13 protein-coding genes and 1 pseudogene are annotated in these 15,346 nt (G+C 72.3%); 5 read left to right on the forward strand and 9 right to left on the reverse strand.

Going from position 1 to position 15,346, the window contains the following annotated elements:
- Positions 1–33: 33 nt before the first annotated feature.
- A complete protein-coding gene (gene bla, locus ACWGJ5_RS02520) occupies positions 34–960 on the forward strand; it encodes a class A beta-lactamase (protein ID WP_453307935.1) in 927 nt (308 codons plus the stop codon).
- 145 nt (positions 961–1,105) lie between these two features.
- Positions 1,106–2,281, forward strand: coding sequence for a right-handed parallel beta-helix repeat-containing protein (locus ACWGJ5_RS02525; RefSeq protein ID WP_453307936.1), 1,176 nt, complete (start codon positions 1,106–1,108; stop codon positions 2,279–2,281).
- 70 nt (positions 2,282–2,351) lie between these two features.
- Here the strand turns inward: ACWGJ5_RS02525 and sigJ are convergent, their stop codons facing one another.
- Positions 2,352–3,311 carry an RNA polymerase sigma factor SigJ gene (gene sigJ / locus ACWGJ5_RS02530; protein WP_453307937.1) on the reverse strand — a complete coding sequence of 320 codons (960 nt, stop codon included), beginning with the start codon at positions 3,309–3,311 and terminating at the stop codon, positions 2,352–2,354.
- A 168-nt stretch (positions 3,312–3,479) separates the two neighbouring features.
- Between sigJ and ACWGJ5_RS02535 the strand changes: the two genes are divergently transcribed.
- Positions 3,480–4,172: an NAD(P)-dependent oxidoreductase gene (locus tag ACWGJ5_RS02535; protein ID WP_453307938.1), complete on the forward strand. Its 693-nt coding sequence runs from the start codon at positions 3,480–3,482 to the stop codon at positions 4,170–4,172.
- Positions 4,173–4,182: 10 nt separating this feature from the next.
- On the opposite strand, the gene ACWGJ5_RS02540 is transcribed toward ACWGJ5_RS02535, so the two are convergent.
- Positions 4,183–4,572, reverse strand: coding sequence for a VOC family protein (locus ACWGJ5_RS02540; protein ID WP_453308266.1), 390 nt, complete (start codon positions 4,570–4,572; stop codon positions 4,183–4,185).
- Between the two features lie 491 nt (positions 4,573–5,063).
- On the opposite strand from ACWGJ5_RS02540, the gene ACWGJ5_RS02545 reads away from it, so the two are divergent.
- Both ACWGJ5_RS02545 and ACWGJ5_RS02550 read left to right on the forward strand, forming a co-directional pair.
- Positions 5,064–5,321: a hypothetical protein gene (locus ACWGJ5_RS02545; RefSeq protein ID WP_453307939.1), complete on the forward strand. Its 258-nt coding sequence runs from the start codon at positions 5,064–5,066 to the stop codon at positions 5,319–5,321.
- 53 nt (positions 5,322–5,374) lie between these two features.
- Positions 5,375–5,592: pseudogene (locus tag ACWGJ5_RS02550) on the forward strand (hypothetical protein); the annotation flags it as partial.
- Positions 5,593–5,597: 5 nt separating this feature from the next.
- Here ACWGJ5_RS02550 and ACWGJ5_RS02555 read toward each other — a convergent pair.
- The 7 genes from ACWGJ5_RS02555 to ACWGJ5_RS02585 all read right to left on the reverse strand — a co-directional run bounded on the left by ACWGJ5_RS02555 (position 5,598) and on the right by ACWGJ5_RS02585 (position 15,093).
- Positions 5,598–7,151, reverse strand: coding sequence for a N,N-dimethylformamidase beta subunit family domain-containing protein (locus ACWGJ5_RS02555; RefSeq protein WP_453307940.1), 1,554 nt, complete (start codon positions 7,149–7,151; stop codon positions 5,598–5,600).
- Between the two features lie 155 nt (positions 7,152–7,306).
- Entirely contained in the window at positions 7,307–8,305 is a 999-nt protein-coding gene (locus tag ACWGJ5_RS02560; RefSeq protein WP_453307941.1) for a hypothetical protein, read from the reverse strand.
- 205 nt (positions 8,306–8,510) lie between these two features.
- Complete coding sequence (locus ACWGJ5_RS02565; protein ID WP_453308267.1) at positions 8,511–9,494, reverse strand: phosphotransferase; 984 nt, start codon at positions 9,492–9,494, stop codon at positions 8,511–8,513.
- A 151-nt stretch (positions 9,495–9,645) separates the two neighbouring features.
- Complete coding sequence (locus ACWGJ5_RS02570; RefSeq protein ID WP_453307942.1) at positions 9,646–11,460, reverse strand: phospholipase C; 1,815 nt, start codon at positions 11,458–11,460, stop codon at positions 9,646–9,648.
- A gap of 203 nt (positions 11,461–11,663) precedes the next feature.
- Positions 11,664–12,902: an iron uptake transporter deferrochelatase/peroxidase subunit gene (gene efeB / locus ACWGJ5_RS02575; RefSeq protein ID WP_453307943.1), complete on the reverse strand. Its 1,239-nt coding sequence runs from the start codon at positions 12,900–12,902 to the stop codon at positions 11,664–11,666.
- A complete protein-coding gene (locus ACWGJ5_RS02580) occupies positions 12,899–14,107 on the reverse strand; it encodes an EfeM/EfeO family lipoprotein (RefSeq protein WP_453307944.1) in 1,209 nt (402 codons plus the stop codon). Before ACWGJ5_RS02580 ends, efeB begins: the two co-directional genes overlap by 4 nt.
- Positions 14,108–14,319: 212 nt before the next feature.
- Positions 14,320–15,093, reverse strand: coding sequence for a polysaccharide deacetylase family protein (locus tag ACWGJ5_RS02585; protein WP_453307945.1), 774 nt, complete (start codon positions 15,091–15,093; stop codon positions 14,320–14,322).
- Positions 15,094–15,346: the final 253 nt, after the last annotated feature.

Raw genomic sequence — 15,346 nt, forward strand, 5'->3', positions numbered from 1 at the left:
GATCACGGACGGACGACCAGGAGGACTGTGCTCATGACCAGCCCCGACCACGCCAACTCGCTCGGCCGGCGCCGCCTGTTCAAGGCGGGCCTCGCCCTCACCACCGCGGCCGTGGCCGCCACGGCCTCCGCGCCCGCCGCGTCTGCGGCCCCGGACGGGGAACCGTCCGGTGCGGAAGCCGAGTTGGCCGAACTGGAGCGACGGCACGGCGCCCGGCTCGGTGTGTACGCGCGCAACGCCCGCACCGGACGGACCGTGGTCCACCGGGCGGGCGAGCGGTTCGCGATGTGCTCGACGTTCAAGGCGTTCGCCGCGGCGGCGGTCCTGCGCGACCACGGCGGCTGCGCCCCGCTGGACAAGGTGATCCACTACCCGCCGCACGACATCCTGTCGAACTCGCCGCGCACCGCGGAGCACGTGGACACCGGCATGACGGTGGCGGACCTGTGCGAGGCGGCGATCCAGTACAGCGACAACGCGGCGGGCAATCTGCTGCTGCGCCAGATCGGGGGCCCCACCGGACTCACCCGTTTCTTCCGGTCGCTGGGCGACCGGGTGAGCCGGCTCGACCGCTGGGAGACGGACCTGAACACCGCGATCCCCGGCGACCTGCGCGACACCACGACCCCCGAGGCCCTCGGCCGCAGCTTCGAGCGGCTGACCCTGGGCCGGGCCCTGGCCGGCGCCGACCGGGAACGGCTCGTCACGTGGTTGAAGGGCAACACCACCAGTGCCGCGCGGTTCCGCGCCGGACTTCCGGACGACTGGGTTCTCGCGGACAAAACCGGCACCGGTGACTACGGGAGCGCCAATGACATCGGCGTGGCCTGGACGACCCGGAAGACGCCGCTCCTGCTGACCGTGCTGTCGACCAAGAGCGCCCCGGACGCGCCGGCGGACGACGCACTGGTCGCGGAGGCGGCACGGATCGTGGTCCGAGTCCTCGCGCCGGGGGAGTAGCCCTCGCGGCGTTCATTCATCTGAACATGAATCATGTACACGACCATTGACGTGAGCATGGCATATCCATACGGTCGGGGAGCGCGTAGGGGGAAAGCGCTTTCCCCCTTCCCTCCTTCACCATGCCACGACTGGAGACAAGCCGATGCAACTGAGATCAGCCATCGCGTGCGCCGGTCTGTTCGCCGGCACGCTCGTCGCGCTGTCCGGCGCCACGGCACAGGCCGCGACGGCCACCGTGCAGTACGTGTCGCCGAACGGCACCGACAGCGCGGCCGGCACACAGTCGGCGCCGACCACACTCACCTCGGCCATCAGCCGTATCGCCCCGGGCGGGACGATCTACCTGCGCGGCGGGACGTACAGCTACTCCTCCACGGTCACCATCCCGGCCGGCAGCAACGGCACGTCCAGTGCCCGCACCACCCTCTCGGCCTACCCGGGTGAGAAGCCCGTCCTGAACTACTCGGGGCAGAGCGAGAGTTCGGCACACCGCGGGATCCAGCTCAACGCCAACTACTGGCACCTGTACGGTCTGACCGTCGAGCACGCCGGGGACAACGGCATCTACGTCGGCGGCAGCAACAACGTGATCGAGCGTGTGGTGACGGCCTACAACCGTGACACGGGGCTGCAGCTGGGCCGGATCTCCTCCAGCACGCCGAGCGGCCAGTGGCCGTCGAACAACCTCGTCGTCAGCTCGGAGTCGCACGACAACAAGGACTCCACAGGCGAGAACGCCGACGGCTTCGCCGCCAAGCTCACCACCGGCACGGGGAACGTGTTCCGCTACGACGTCTCCCACAACAACATCGACGACGGCTGGGACCTCTACACCAAGACCGACACGGGCGCCATCGGCCCCGTGACCATCGAGTACTCCCTGTCGTACGGCAACGGCACGCTGACGGACGGCACCCAGAACGCCAACGGCGACCGCAACGGCTACAAGCTCGGCGGCGACGACATCGCGGTCAACCACATCGTGCGGCACGACATCGCCTACAAGAACGGCCACCACGGGTTCACCTACAACAGCAACCCGGGCACGATGACCATCTCCGACAACGCGAGCATCGACAACGCCGAACGCAACTTCGCCTTCGACGCGGGTACTTCGGTGTTCCGGTCCGACACCTCGTGCCGCTTCGCCGTCAGCGGCTCGAACGACAGGACCGTCGGCAACTCCGACAGCTCCAACCAGTTCTGGACCGGTACGAACGGCTCCCGCTGCTCCTCGTACTCGGGAGCCCTCGGCTGGTCCTTCGCCTCGGACGGGCACCTCGCGGTGACCTTCGGCGGCACCGTCGTGACGCCATAGCCGCGGCCCGGCGCACGACGGTCTTCCGGCGGGACGCCGCTGCCTTGCGGCGTCCCGCTCACGCGCGCCGTCAGGCCTTCGGACGCGGCTCGTCCGACTCCAGCGCCGAGAGCTTGTCCGGGTTCGTGACCAGGTACACCTCGCGGACCCGCTCGCCGTCCGGGTCGAGGTCCATGACCATCACCGCGTGCGGGGAGCCGTCCTCGAACACCACCACGGCCGCGTCGCCGTTGACGTCCCGGTGCTGGAACTCCAGTCCCGCCGCCGTACGCGCGGCATAGCCGGTCAGCGCCCGTGCCACCTTGTCCCGGCCGCGGATCGGCCGCGGTGCCGCCTGCGCCTTGCCGCCGCCGTCCGTCCACAGCGTGGCCTCCGGCGCCAGGATCTCCAGCAGCGCCGCGAGATCCCCGCCGAGCGCGGCGGCCACGAACCGTTCCGTCGCCTGCCGCCGGACGCGGGGATGGGCCCGGTAGCGGGGGCGCCGGGCGCGCACATGGGACCGGGCACGGTGCGCGAGCTGTCGCACGGCCGCGGGGCTGCGGCCGAGGACGTCCGCGATCTCGGTGTGTGCGTAGCCGAACACCTCGTGCAGGACGAACACCGCCCGCTCCAGCGGGGTCAGGGTCTCCAGCACGACCAGCATGGCCAGCGACACCGATTCGGCGCGCACCGCGCCCTCGGACGCGTCCTCGCCGGCCGCCGGACCGGGAGCGCCGTCCGTGGGCAGGGGTTCCGGCAGCCACGGCCCGACGTAGGTCTCGCGCCGCCGGGCGATCCGTGCCCGCCGCGCGAGCGCGTGCCGCACGGCGATCCGCACCAGATAGGCCCGTGGATGCTCGATCTGCGCCGCCTGCCCCGTGTTCCCGGCACCCGCACGGCCCGCCCAGGACAGCCAGGTCTCCTGCAGCACGTCCTCGGCGTCGGTGACAGTGCCCAGCATGTTGTACGCCACCGCGAACAGCAGCTCGCGGTGGTCGAGGAACGCCTGTGTGGCGGTGTCCGCTCCCGCGGGCGTCCGGTTGTCGGGCATGGCATCTCCTCACGACGTCTGCCCACCCAGAGGGGCCGGGTCCCCGGAGTGTGACATCGGGGCCGGATATGTGCCGTAGGTCTCATCCTGCTCCCGCGCTGTCACACCGGCCGCCCGTCCGGCCATCTCGGTCCACGGCAGCAGCATCACGCAGCGAAGGAGCAGCCCATGCGACTCGTCGTCTTCGGCGCGAACGGGCCGACCGGACGGCAGGTCACCGAGCAGGCGACCGCCGCCGGACACACCGTCACCGCCGTGACCCGTCACCCCGACGACTTCCCGCTCGACCACCCCCGTCTGCGGGTCGCGGAGGCCGACGTCCTGGACGGGGCGGCGGTCGACCGCGTCGTTCCCGGCCACGACGCGGTGATCTCCGCGCTCGGCGTCCCCTACGGCCGCGCTCCGGTCACGGTGTACTCGGCCGGCCTCACCCACATCACCCGGGCCATGACCCGGTACGGCGTCCGGCGCCTGGTGTGCGTCACCTCCACCGTCCTGTTCGACGTGCCGGCCCCCGGCGAGGGCGTCTTCTTCCGGAAGGTGCTGGAGCCGTTCTTCGTGCGGGTCGTCGGGCGCACGGTCTACGACGACATGCGCCGCATGGAGGAGATCGTGTGCGCGAGCGGCCACGACTGGACGGTGCTGCGGCCCGCCGGCCTCTTCGACACGACCGAGGTCAGCGACTACCGGCTGGTCCCCGGCCGGCTGCCCGGGCGGTTCACCTCCCGGGCCGACCTCGCGCACGCGCTCGTGCGCGAGGCCGTCACCGAGGGGCATGTGCGCACCTTTCTCGACGTGCGCACCACCGAGGGCACCCCGCGCTTCCTCGACCTCGTCAAGAAGGAGGGCTTCGGCAGGTGAAGCGCGTCGGTCACGAAGGCCAACCGCCGTAGGGGACGGTGATCAGCTCCATGGCGTGGCCCACCGGATCCATGAAGTACACGCCGCGGCCGCCGTCGTTGTGGTTGATCGTGCCGGGCTGTCGCCGGTGCGGGTCCGCGTAGTGCTCGACGCCGCGCTCGACGATCCGCGCGTACGCGGCGTCGAACTCCTCCTCCGAGACCAGGAAGGCGTAGTGCTGGGGCGTGATGTGTTCTTGGGGGACGGTGGCGAAGTCCAGGGTGACTCCGCCCGCGAGGGCGACCGCGACGAACGGGCCCCACTCCCCGGTGATCTCGAGACCGAGCAGTCCGGCGAAGAACTCGGCGGACTCCCGGTTGTCCCGGGCATGGACGATGGTGTGGTTGAACTGGACCGACAAGGAATGCCTCCAGGGCATGTCCTGGCACCTCCATGCCTCACCCGGCCGGTGACCGACACGCGATGCTGCCGACGATCCTAGCCCGGGCACGCCACGGCGCGTCGACGACGTCACGCCCGACGGCGGCATCGCGCCGGGCTCGGCCGACCGTGTCGTTCGCGGCCGACGGGGTGGGCCTCCGGGTCCGCGGTGCCGAGCAGCCGAGCGGAGAGGGCAGGATCGGAACCTGTGCTGGGCTCCGCCCTCGACGGCCGGGCCGACCGCGCCTTCGAGGTGGGATTGGCGGCCACCACTCGGCCCGCGAACCCTGAGCGTGCCGGTCCAGGCACGGTCCGGGGTCGGCCAGTTCGAGCACCGCCGGCCGGGCGGCCTCCGGCTCCGCGTGGATGTCACGCACGGTGACGGTCACGCGGGGGCAGTCGTCCGGTGAGAGGGGCAACCACGCCTCGGCGCAAGGGTGATGACGCGGGCTTCCCACTACCGCCAGTAATATGATCACCTTGGTTCCGGGTTACCAGTCAGTCAACTTGGTGCGGTCCCAGGACGCGCCCTGCCCGGAGATGTCCATGTCTTCTCTCAACGACGCGTTGGAAAACGCGCGCCTCACCTATGAGCAGCACGTGCGGACGTGCCGTCAGTGTCATGCGGACGGTGCGGCCTGTGCCGTGGCCAAGCATCTCCTGCGGATCTACAACAACGCCCGCAGGGATCACATGCGGTCGGGCGGCCGGCCCGCCGCGACGGACTGACCGGGCTTTGCGGCCCGCGTGGTCCGGCAACCCGGTCGCCGTCCCGCCCGTCCATCGAGGCGATCTGCACCGAGCAGTTCGACCGGGTCATGCGGACCAGTCTGTACGGCATGTTCTGGCTGAACCAAGTTCGCGCTGCGGCATCCGGGTCAACGCGGTCGCGCCCGGCCCCGCCCGCCGAACTCGCCCCGGCCCACGTGTACTTGGCGTCCCCTCAGGTGGGTTGCATCACCGCCGGATCCTCAACGCGACCGGCAACACCGCGCTGCCCCGAGGTCAGGCGCCGTACACCGTGCGGACGTTGGCGCGCGGCAGCGGGGCGTGCCGGGCCGCGGGGCCCTTCGCGAACGTGCGCAGGAGGTTCTCCGTGGTGCGCGTGACGAAGGAGCGGGTGCGGGCGTCCATGCCGTGGTCGCGCCCGAACATGCCGGTCCCGGCCACCAGGCCCTCGACCCAGCGCATGGTGCCGGTCGCGAACACGCCGGCGCCACCGGGAGCCGTGTAGTACGCCGAGTCGCTGTGGCTGGCCCGCCCGCCGCACACCAGCGGGGAGTGCGCGATGATCTCCAGCCGGCCGGGGGTGGGAGCGCCGGGCGTGATCCGGTCGTACTCCACGCCGACGAGATGGGCGAAGGCGTCGCCCGAGCGTGCGCCGGTGCCGTCGTACAGCCAGTGGTCGGCGGCCCGGACGACATAGGGTGCGTCGACCGGATAGCCCTCGTAGAGCACGCCGGTCAGGGAGGACTCGGGATCCGCGGCGGGCGGGAGACGGTAGTCGGTGGTGACCAGCGCGGGGTGGGAGTCGTAGCACGGGTCGGCGCGGTAGGCGGTCTTGTAGCAGACCACCGTACGGGCGTCCGCGCCCTCCCCGGCCTCCAGCCGGACCCGGCGGAAGCAGGTGTTCGCGCCGAGGAAGGCGATGTTCGCACCGGCGTCCCGGGCGGCGGTCACATGGGCCCGCTGCTCCGGCGTCCAGTACTCGTCGTGCCCCAGGCAGACGACGGCGTGCGCGCCGTGCAAGACCCCGGGGTCGCGGTGGACGTCGACCCCGGTGGTGTAGGCGAGCGGTATGCCGAGGCGCTCGGCCAGCACCACCAGCGCCCACTCGTACACCCGGAACTTCTCGGCGCCGTCGCCGTCGTAGGGGCGGTCGAAGCTCACCGCGAGCGAGCGGGTGGCGTACGCCCCGGACGCGCCGTTGTAGAGACTGCTCCCGCCCCAGCGGTTGTACGCCTGCCAGGTGGCCGGGGCGTGCAACAGGACCGTACGGCCCGTGCCGTCGGTGGACCGGACGATCAGCGGAACGTAACGCTGGTGACCGGTGTCCGCCTCCAGCCGCAGCAGATAGGCGCCCTCCGGCCAGCCCGAGGTGTCCACCGGCAGCGTCACCGGCCAGTCGGCGCGCACCGTGCGGGTGGCGGTCAGCACGCGCGGCGCGGGCCGGGCGCGGCCGGGTATGCGCCCGGACGTCCATATCCGGCGGGCCTGCCGGCCGCCGTACCAGCCGACCCGGAACGCGGACACCCGGAACGCGGCGGCCGTGGTGGACACGTGCAGCCCGAACTGCTCGCCCGGGGTCACGCTCACCCGGTCCGGGTAACCGGCCACCGCGTCCGGTGGGCCGGTGGAGGCCAGGCGCCAGTCGGCGGTGCCAGGGGCGTCCCGCTCCGCCTCGGGCCGCAGCCGCCCGTCGGGGGCCGCGGTGGCATGCGGGCGCGGCGGTGCCGCCGTGCACGCGGCGGCCGTGCCGAGGCCGAGGCCCGCGGACAGGGTGAGGAAGCGCCGGCGGCCGAGGCCGTCCGACGGCGTGGTGTCGTGTGCCGGAGCCACTGCACCTCCCGGATGTGTGTCGGCTCCAGCGTTCCGACGCCCGCCCGGCCCGCGCAACCCGCGGGAGTCACGGGAACACCGGTCGGCGGGCCGCGCGAGCGCGCCTGGCCGGGCCGGCGGCGATACGGCCGAACGGGTGACGCCGTGGGCTGCGGTCAGGTGCGGAAGCCGATGTGCACGTGGTCGTGATGGGTGGCGTCGCTGAAGAACTGACCGGCACCGCCGCCGGACAGCGGCACGGGGCCGCCCACGTTGTACGACCCGGCGGCCGCCGCGTCCCGCATGAACCGCTCGACCAGACCGCGTGAGGTCGCCGGATCGACGACCGCGTGGCCGTCGATCCGCCACACGTCGAAGGCCCGGCCCCGCGGATGGTCGCTGGGCCGGCTGGTGCCGAACACGTCCAGCGGATGCCCGGAGCGGACGACGCTCACCTCCAGCCGGTACGTACGCGCCAGCGCGAGCATCGCCTTCGCCACGCTGGTGTGCACCTGACCGCTGCGCAGGTCCGCCACGGCGGCGGGCGGCAGCACGATCCGCTCGTCGGACAGCACGCTCCGGACGTCCGGCGCCAAGGACCGGGCAGCCGGTCCCGGGTGTGCCGGATGCAGGGCGTCGACCGTCCAGCCGGAACCCGACCGGGCGAGGCGGACATCGACCGTCGTCCCGCCGGCGCTCACCGTGCCGGCACGCCGGGTCCACTGCCGGCACACCACCAGCACGCTGGCCGACCGGGACAGGATCCCGCCGTACTGCGCGTCCACGACCTGCAGCGCCGCCTGGTCGGCCGTCGGCAGCAGCGGCCCGGCCTGGCCGACGAGGGACGCCGGCAGCCCGAGCGCCGCGACCCTCGCCCGTGCCGCCGCCGCGCCGCCGTGACCGTCGGCCCAGGCGCCGATCGCCTCCACCAGCCGCACGGCGCGCAGCTTCGCGGCCGGCTGGACTTCGGCCGACGTGGGCCGCCAGGGGGTGGTGCGCGGCAGCACGGGAGAGGGAGACGGCGACCCGATGCCGGCCGTGGCCTTCCGGGACGGGTGCGCAGCCGGGGTCGTACGGCCGGAACAGCCCGCCGCGCCGAGCGCGACACCGGCGAGGGCCGCCAGCACGGTACGGCGGCCGGGCGGGGGAGCGGCGGGCGTACGAGTGCGGGTCATACGGACCAGTGTCCGCCGTGCGGTGAGGGGGCGGCGAGTGCCGCCGGGTACGGGCGCGGACCGGATGGGGCGCGCGATGCGGCTGCGACGCGTCGGCCCACCGACAAGCAGCCGGCCGCCCCGCCACGGCACCTGGAACGACCGGTTGCCACCGCCGGGCCGTGGTGACCGACGCCTCCGGAACCACGCCGGCGGCCCAACCGGCCTAGAACGGCGGGTCGTTGAGGATCTCCAGCAGGGACGCGGAGCTCTGCTCGGCGCCCGGGCCGGTGCCCGACGAGCCGGGAAACGTGCGGCCCCAGGACGCGGCGCGGCTCAGGACGCTCAGGCGCCAGGCGAGGTGTGCCGCGCGGCGCAGGTCCACGGGCGTGCGGCCGGCGCCCGTCCAGGGCTCCAGGTAGGCGTCGAGCAGCCGGGTCAGGACCTGCGGCCCGTACCGTGCGCGCGCCCTCTCGACGGGGATCCGCAGGCTGCAGAACGGGTGGGAAACCACCGCGTCGCCCCAGTCGAAGAAGGTGAACCGGCCCGGCGCCGGACGGAACAGCTGGCCGTCGTGCAGATCCGCGTGGTCGAGGGTGTCCTCGACGCCGAAGGAGGCTAGTTCCGCGCACCAGTCCGTGAGCCGGGGCCGCAGCCTATCCAGCCGTCCGCGTGCCTCCGGGAGCAGCGCGGTGCTCGTTGTGAGCAGCTGGTCGAACACCCCCGGCAGATCGGGGGTCCGGGTGGCGGGCACCCCGAGCCGCTCGATCTCGCGCGTGTGCGGAGCGAGGGTCCGCTGCAGGCTCGCGTACTGGCGCAGCAGCTCCTCCCAGGTCCGCGGCTCGACCGGTTCCCGGGCGAGCACGTCGCGGAACAGCTCTCCTCCGTCGGGCAGCAACACCCACGCACGCTCGGCGTCGACGGCCAGCGGCCGGAGCACATGCTCCGGCACCCAGTGGGCCAGCGCGGCGGTCAACGGGCCCTCGAAGGCGCTGGCCGGCGGATTCGCCTTGAACCAGACCGCCTCCCGCCCCTCGACGGGCACCCGCACCAGCACGGACCACGGCCGCAGCCGGACACGCAACTCACCGCCCGCCCGCAGGCCGTGGGAGGCGAGCTGCTCCGCCACCCAGGCGAGGGCCGAGTCCCGCCACGACTCCTGCTCCCACGGAGTCGGCGCGTACTGGTATTTGCTGCGGTCCACGACGATCGAAAACTCACCCTGCACCGCGCCATCCCAACATCACGGCCGGGGAGCCGGCCACCCGTTTCCTTCCGTGGCGCGCCGCACGGCTCCATCGGACGCGAACGCGCCCCCGGTCACCGACCGGGGGCGCGTCGCTGTGTGCGGTGCTGCGGGATCAGGCCTGCTGCCTGCGGCGCAGCGTCAGGTACGTGCCGGTCGCACCCGCGGCCAGCAGGGCGCCCACGCCGAGGCCGACCGGGAGGGTCGGGAAGCCGGAGGCGTCCGTCGTGGCGGCCGTGTTCTGCATGGCCGGGCCCGGGGTGATGCTCGTGGACACCGGGGCGACGTGCTGGATCGGGCCGACGCGCTTGACCGAGCCGTCGGAGTTCAGCAGCACCTGCCTGTTGTTCGGGTGCCGGAAGTCGAACATGCCCGCGAGGGAGCCGGCCGTGGCGTCGAAGGAGTGGTCGCCGATACGGCCGGTGCACCAGTTGTCCTCGATGAACCGGGTGATGGACGCCTGGTTCGTCAGGGCGTGGTCGACCTTGTTGACCTTGCTGTACGGCGAGACGACGAGCAGCGGCTGGCGGGTGCCGGGGCCGCAGCGGTCGGCGTAACCGCCGGACGCCTTCGGGCCGTTCTGGCAGGCCGGGCTGTCGGTGGCCTTGCCGTTGGAGCCGAGCGAGGTGTCCGTCGAGCCGTTCTTCGGGGCGACGTAGGCGTGGTCGTACCAGCCGTCGGAGTCGTCGTAGGCGACCACGATCGCGGTGGACTTCCACTGCGGCGAGCTCTGGATCGCGTTGATCTGGTCCACCAGGAAGTGCTGCTCGTCGGTCGGGTCCGAGTAGCCGGCGTGGCCGTCCTGGTACTCACCGGCCTTGACGTAGCTGACGGCCGGCAGCTTGCCCGCCTTGAGCGCGGCGGAGAAGTCGGTCAGGTCGTAGTTGTGGTTGGCCTGACCGTTGTGGCCGATCTCCGAGACGCTCTTCGGCGCGAGGTGGTGCGGGTTCGCCGTCGACTTGTAGTACGAGAACGGGTTGTGGTGCGGGCTGTAGTCCGCCACGGCGGCGCCGCCCAGGTTGGTGTGCGTGGTGTCGCACTTGGCGTACGAGCCGGACGTGCCGTTCCACGCGGTCGACGGGCGGAAGCCGCCCTGGAACCAGCCCCAGCTCACCTTCCTGGCGTTGAGCAGGTCACCGATGTTCTTGCCCTGCATCGAGGCCAGCGCGTTGCTGCTGGTGTGGTCCTTGCCGGAGCAGTCGTCGTAAGCCGGGTCGGGGTCGTTGATGACCGTGCCCACGCCCTTGGCGTCGGGGGACTTCACCGTGTACGCGTCGGGCGTCGACGTCTGCTTCGGGTTCTCCGTGCCGCTGGCCGGGTCCATGGAGATGACACCGTGCGTCTGACCGGAGATCAGGTTCAGCGCGCCGGGCGTGGAGGGGCCGTAGACCGAGCTGAAGCTGCGGTCGGACAGGGAGTAGTGCTGGGCGTAGTTCCACAGCGCGGTGACGGTGTTGCCGTCGTAGTAGTCCATGACCAGGCCCGGCTCGCCGAACAGGCCGCCGCTGCACTTGTCGACCTCGGTGTTCTGCACGAACTGGTCGGCCTTGCCGCCGTTGTAGGCGAGCTGCTCGGCACCGTAGTTGTGGTTCTGGTCGCAGGTCATCGCCTGGGACGGGGACAGCCGCTTCGGCGCGTACTGGTTCGGGTTCTTCGTCAGCAGCCCGGCGTGCGCGAGGGTGTCGATGTCCTTCGGGGTGTTCTTCGACGCGGTGAACTTCGTGCCGTCGGTGTTGGCGGCCTTCGGGTACGTGGCGAAGTAGTGGTCGAAGGAGATGTTCTCGTCGAAGAGCACGACGACGTGCTTGATCGGCGTCGCGGTCGAGGAGTGCCCGCCCTGCGCCGCGGCGGGCGCCGCCGCCCAGCCGGGCGCGGTGCTGCCGAGCACAGTGAGCGCCGCGGCCCCCGCGAACGCCCCCAGGCTCCGCATCGCGGCTCGTCTTCCCCTGCTTGCCATGGTTGTTAACCCCTCCGGACAGAACGTCTGTGCGTCGTACGAGCACGGATGCTGCGCCCGTTGCGGGGCGCGTCGGCGGAGCCATGATGGCGTGCGGGTGAACACCGAGTCAGGGATGCTAGGGCAAAACTTGACTGTGTATTGACCCATTCGGCGGCCATGTTGTCCGGACAGGTTCAGCCGAACAGGGCTCGCCCGTACCAGTCCTGGGCGTTCCGCACGCCGGGCAGCGCGAAGAAGTAGCCGCCGCCGAACGGGGTGATGTAGTCCGTCAGCGGCTCGCCCGCCAGCCGGTGCTGCACCGTCTCGAACTGCCGCTTCAGGTCCTGCTGGTAGCAGGTGAACAGCAGTCCCATGTCGAGGTTGCCATTGGCGTCCATGCCCCGGTCGTAGTTGTACGCGCGGCGCAGCAGACGCTGGTCGTCGGTGGCCTGGGTGCGCGGGTTGGCGAGCCGTATGTGCGCGTCCAGCGGGATGACGTCGCCCTTGGGATCGTCGGCGTACTTCGGCGTGTCGTGCTCGTGGTCCCCGTCCAGGGGCGCGCCGGAGGAGCGGGCGCGGCCGAACATCCGCTCCTGCTCGCCGAGCGAGACCCGGTCCCAGAACTCCACCAGCATCCGGATCAGCCGTACGACCTGGTAGCTGCCGCCGACCGCCCAGTCCGGCTCGCCCATGCTCCTGCCGACCCACACCAGCCGGTCCATCTCGCGGGCACTGGTGGCGTCCGGGTTCGCGGTGCCGTCCTTGAATCCCATCAGATTGCGCGGGGTGCCGGAGGGCCGGGGCGGGCTGGCGAAGCCGTCGAGGCGCCAGCGGACCTGCGCGGTGCCCCGGGTGTGCCGGGCGATGTCGCGCAGCGCGTGCAGGGCGGTGTCCGGTTCGTCGGCGTGCAGTTGGAGGCTGAGGTCGCCGTGGCACCAGTCGGCCTGCAGGTCGTCGTCGGGGAAGGCGGGCATGGCGGTCAGCCGCCGGGGCCTGAGCGCGGCCAGCCCGAACCGGTCGTCGAAGAGCGAGGCACCGACGCCGACGGTGACGGCCAGTTGCCCGGCGGGCAGCCGGTCGCCGAGGACGCCCGAGTCGGCGGGCGGGCCGGTGATGCCCACCGGGGACGGCGTACCGCCCGAGGTGAGCAAGCGGGCCCGGTCGGTGAGCGTGCGCAGCAGGTCGGTGAGTTCGGCGCGGTTCTCGGCGGTCACGTCGAGGGAGGCGAACACGCAACAGCGGCGTGGGGCCGCGATGGCCGAGGCCTGGTGGACGCCGTGGAAGGGGGCGACGGACGCCGTCGCGGCGACCGGTGTCCGTGGCGGGGCGGCGGCGCTGGTGGCGAGCCCGGCTCCCGCCAGGGCGGCGCCGCGAAGGAAGCCGCGCCGGCCCAGGCCGTCGGGGCTTTCGGTGGTGACTGCAGGCTCGCTCACACGGTCCTCCGGGGATCGCACAGGGTGGCCACCGACGCCAGGCGCTCGACCAGGCCGCCCAGCACCGCGTTCACGTCCTCCCGCTGTGTGCGGGTGAGACGGTCCAGCGGGGTCCAGGACGCTGCGTGGCCGAACCCGTCCAGGGTGTGCCCGGCGCGGTCCAACTCCTTCTGGAGCTCGGGAAGTCCGGCGTACCGGGTGGACAGCAGGGGCCTGAGCCGGGACAGTACCTCGCGGGTGCCGTCGAGGTTGGCGCGGGCCGTGGCGAGGTTGCTGCCGCTGCCGTAGTCGGTGCGGCCGGTCAGCTCGAACTGCACGGTGTTCTCCAGGATCTCGTGCGCGCGCAGCCCCAGCTGGGCGGGGTCCATACGGGTTTGCGACCAGGTGTCCCGCAGCCCGGTCACCGCGTTCACCAGCGCCGCCGCCGGGGCGCGCAGCCCGCCGGCCGGCTCACCGTGCCACAGCCCGTACTCGATACGGTGGAACCCGGCGAAGTCCTTGTCGTGCACCCCGCCGGGCAGTCCCGCGTCGGTGCCGTTGACCGCCGCGTCCGCGTCCCCGAAGGCGTCGTACGCCGCGCCCAGCCGCTCGTACTCCAGATGCGCCGGCAGCCAGGCCGACCGCGCGGCGCTGAGGTCACCCCGGTCGATCGCGTCCTTCAGCTTCGTCGTCAGCCGGACGACCTGGTCGAGCCCGCCGCCGACCCACTTCTGGTAGGCGAGGGCGGGCGGGATCAGGTCGTGTTCCGAGACCGGTGCGGCGCCGGGACCGTGCTGTCCGCCGGTGATGCGCACGGTGGGGCCGGTGACGGCGTCGGCGTCGTCGGGCACGCACTTGAAGGCGTAGTTCCCCTGGCCCAGCCGGACCGTCAACTGCCGTGTCGTACCGGGGCCGATGCCCTCCACCTCGCCGTACACCGCCTGGCTGGCGGGGTCCTCCAGGTAGACCTCGGCGGCGCCGTCGGAGGAGTTGTGCAGGTCGAAGGTACGCACCCCGGGCTCGGGCCGGGTCCAGCCGCGGCCGCAGTGGCTCTCCGACACGTCGATGACGACGTGCCCCGACGGGGCGCCGGCGGCCCGGCCGTGGCGCGGGCCGCCGAGCGAGAACGCCAGCAGAGTGCCCGCGAGGGCCACGGCGAGGACGACGAACACGGCGGGCGCCGTCCGGAGACGAGCGGACCGCGTGCCGAGGCGAGGCAACGGCATGGCGAGCCTTTCCGGTACGACGTGATACGCAGCGGCCTCATGGTAGGCACCCCTCCGGATCCGAACAGTCGTCCCGGGACCTGGATGACCAAGATTTCCCCTGGGGTTAACCGACGCGACGCTCCACGAGCTGCCCGGCACGGACCGAGCGTGGGCACCCTGGAGGCCCTCTGCCACCGGACCGGCTGAAGCCGCCTTCCCCGGCGGCCCGTTCAGCGCACCGGGAAACCGAAGGAGTAGCCCTGCTGCTTCAGCCACGGCAGCAGGGTGCGCAGCGCGGCCACCGTCTGCGAGCGGTCGCCGCCCGCGTCGTGGAAGAGGATCGTCGGCCCGTTGGCCACCTCCCGCTGGACCGTGGCGACGATGGTGCCCGTGCCCGGCCGTTCGAAGTCCTTGGAGTCCACGTTCCAGCCGAGCGGACGCATCCCGTGCGAGGCCGCCAGATGCCGGCTGTAGGGGGTGAAGGCGCCGCCCGGAGCCCGGTAGTACATCGGCCGCACCCCACCGGACGCCTGGGTGATCTGCCGCTGCGCCTCCAGGATCTGCTGCGACTGGTAGGCCTCGGACTTCTTGTCCATCGTGGTGTCGTGCGACACCGTGTGGTCGCACAGGCGGTGCCCGGCCGCCACCACCTGGCGGACCAGGTCAGGGTGCGCCTCGGCCAGCGGGCCGATCATGCAGAACGTCGCCTTCACGCCGTTCTCGCGCAGCACTTGGAGCACCTGCGGGGTCCAGACCGGGTCCGGGCCGTCGTCGATGGTGATGTTGACCGCGTGCGCGCCCCCGTCCGAGGCATGGGCGATTTCGGCGGACACGGTCACCGTCCTCGGCGCGGTGTGCCGGGCCGGGCCGCCCGACCCGGCCGAACCGCCGCCCGACTGACCGGCCTGCGCGGTCCACACCGACGTGGCGGCCGCCACCGCGGTGACCCCGACCGCCGCCGCAACCATCCGGCCGTACCAACCCCGCCCACCGTGCCGCGCCATGCCCCGCCCCGTTCGTGCCGTGTCCCTGTGTTGTTGTGCACCTGTATTCCGTGCACCTGTCAGGACGGCCGGGGTTGAGCGCAGGATCCGTCTGTTACCGATCACGGACAATTCCGGGGCGCTTCCGCAACACACGCCACCGGGGCCCGGGCGCGATCAGCGGGAGCGGTAAGGCCGAGGACACCGCGGAGAACGGGGTACCCCGTGGCGTACGACCATGCAGAACCACGGCTCAGGCCCGAGGGACGGGGTG

The organism is Streptomyces sp. NPDC054783, assembly GCF_053611725.1.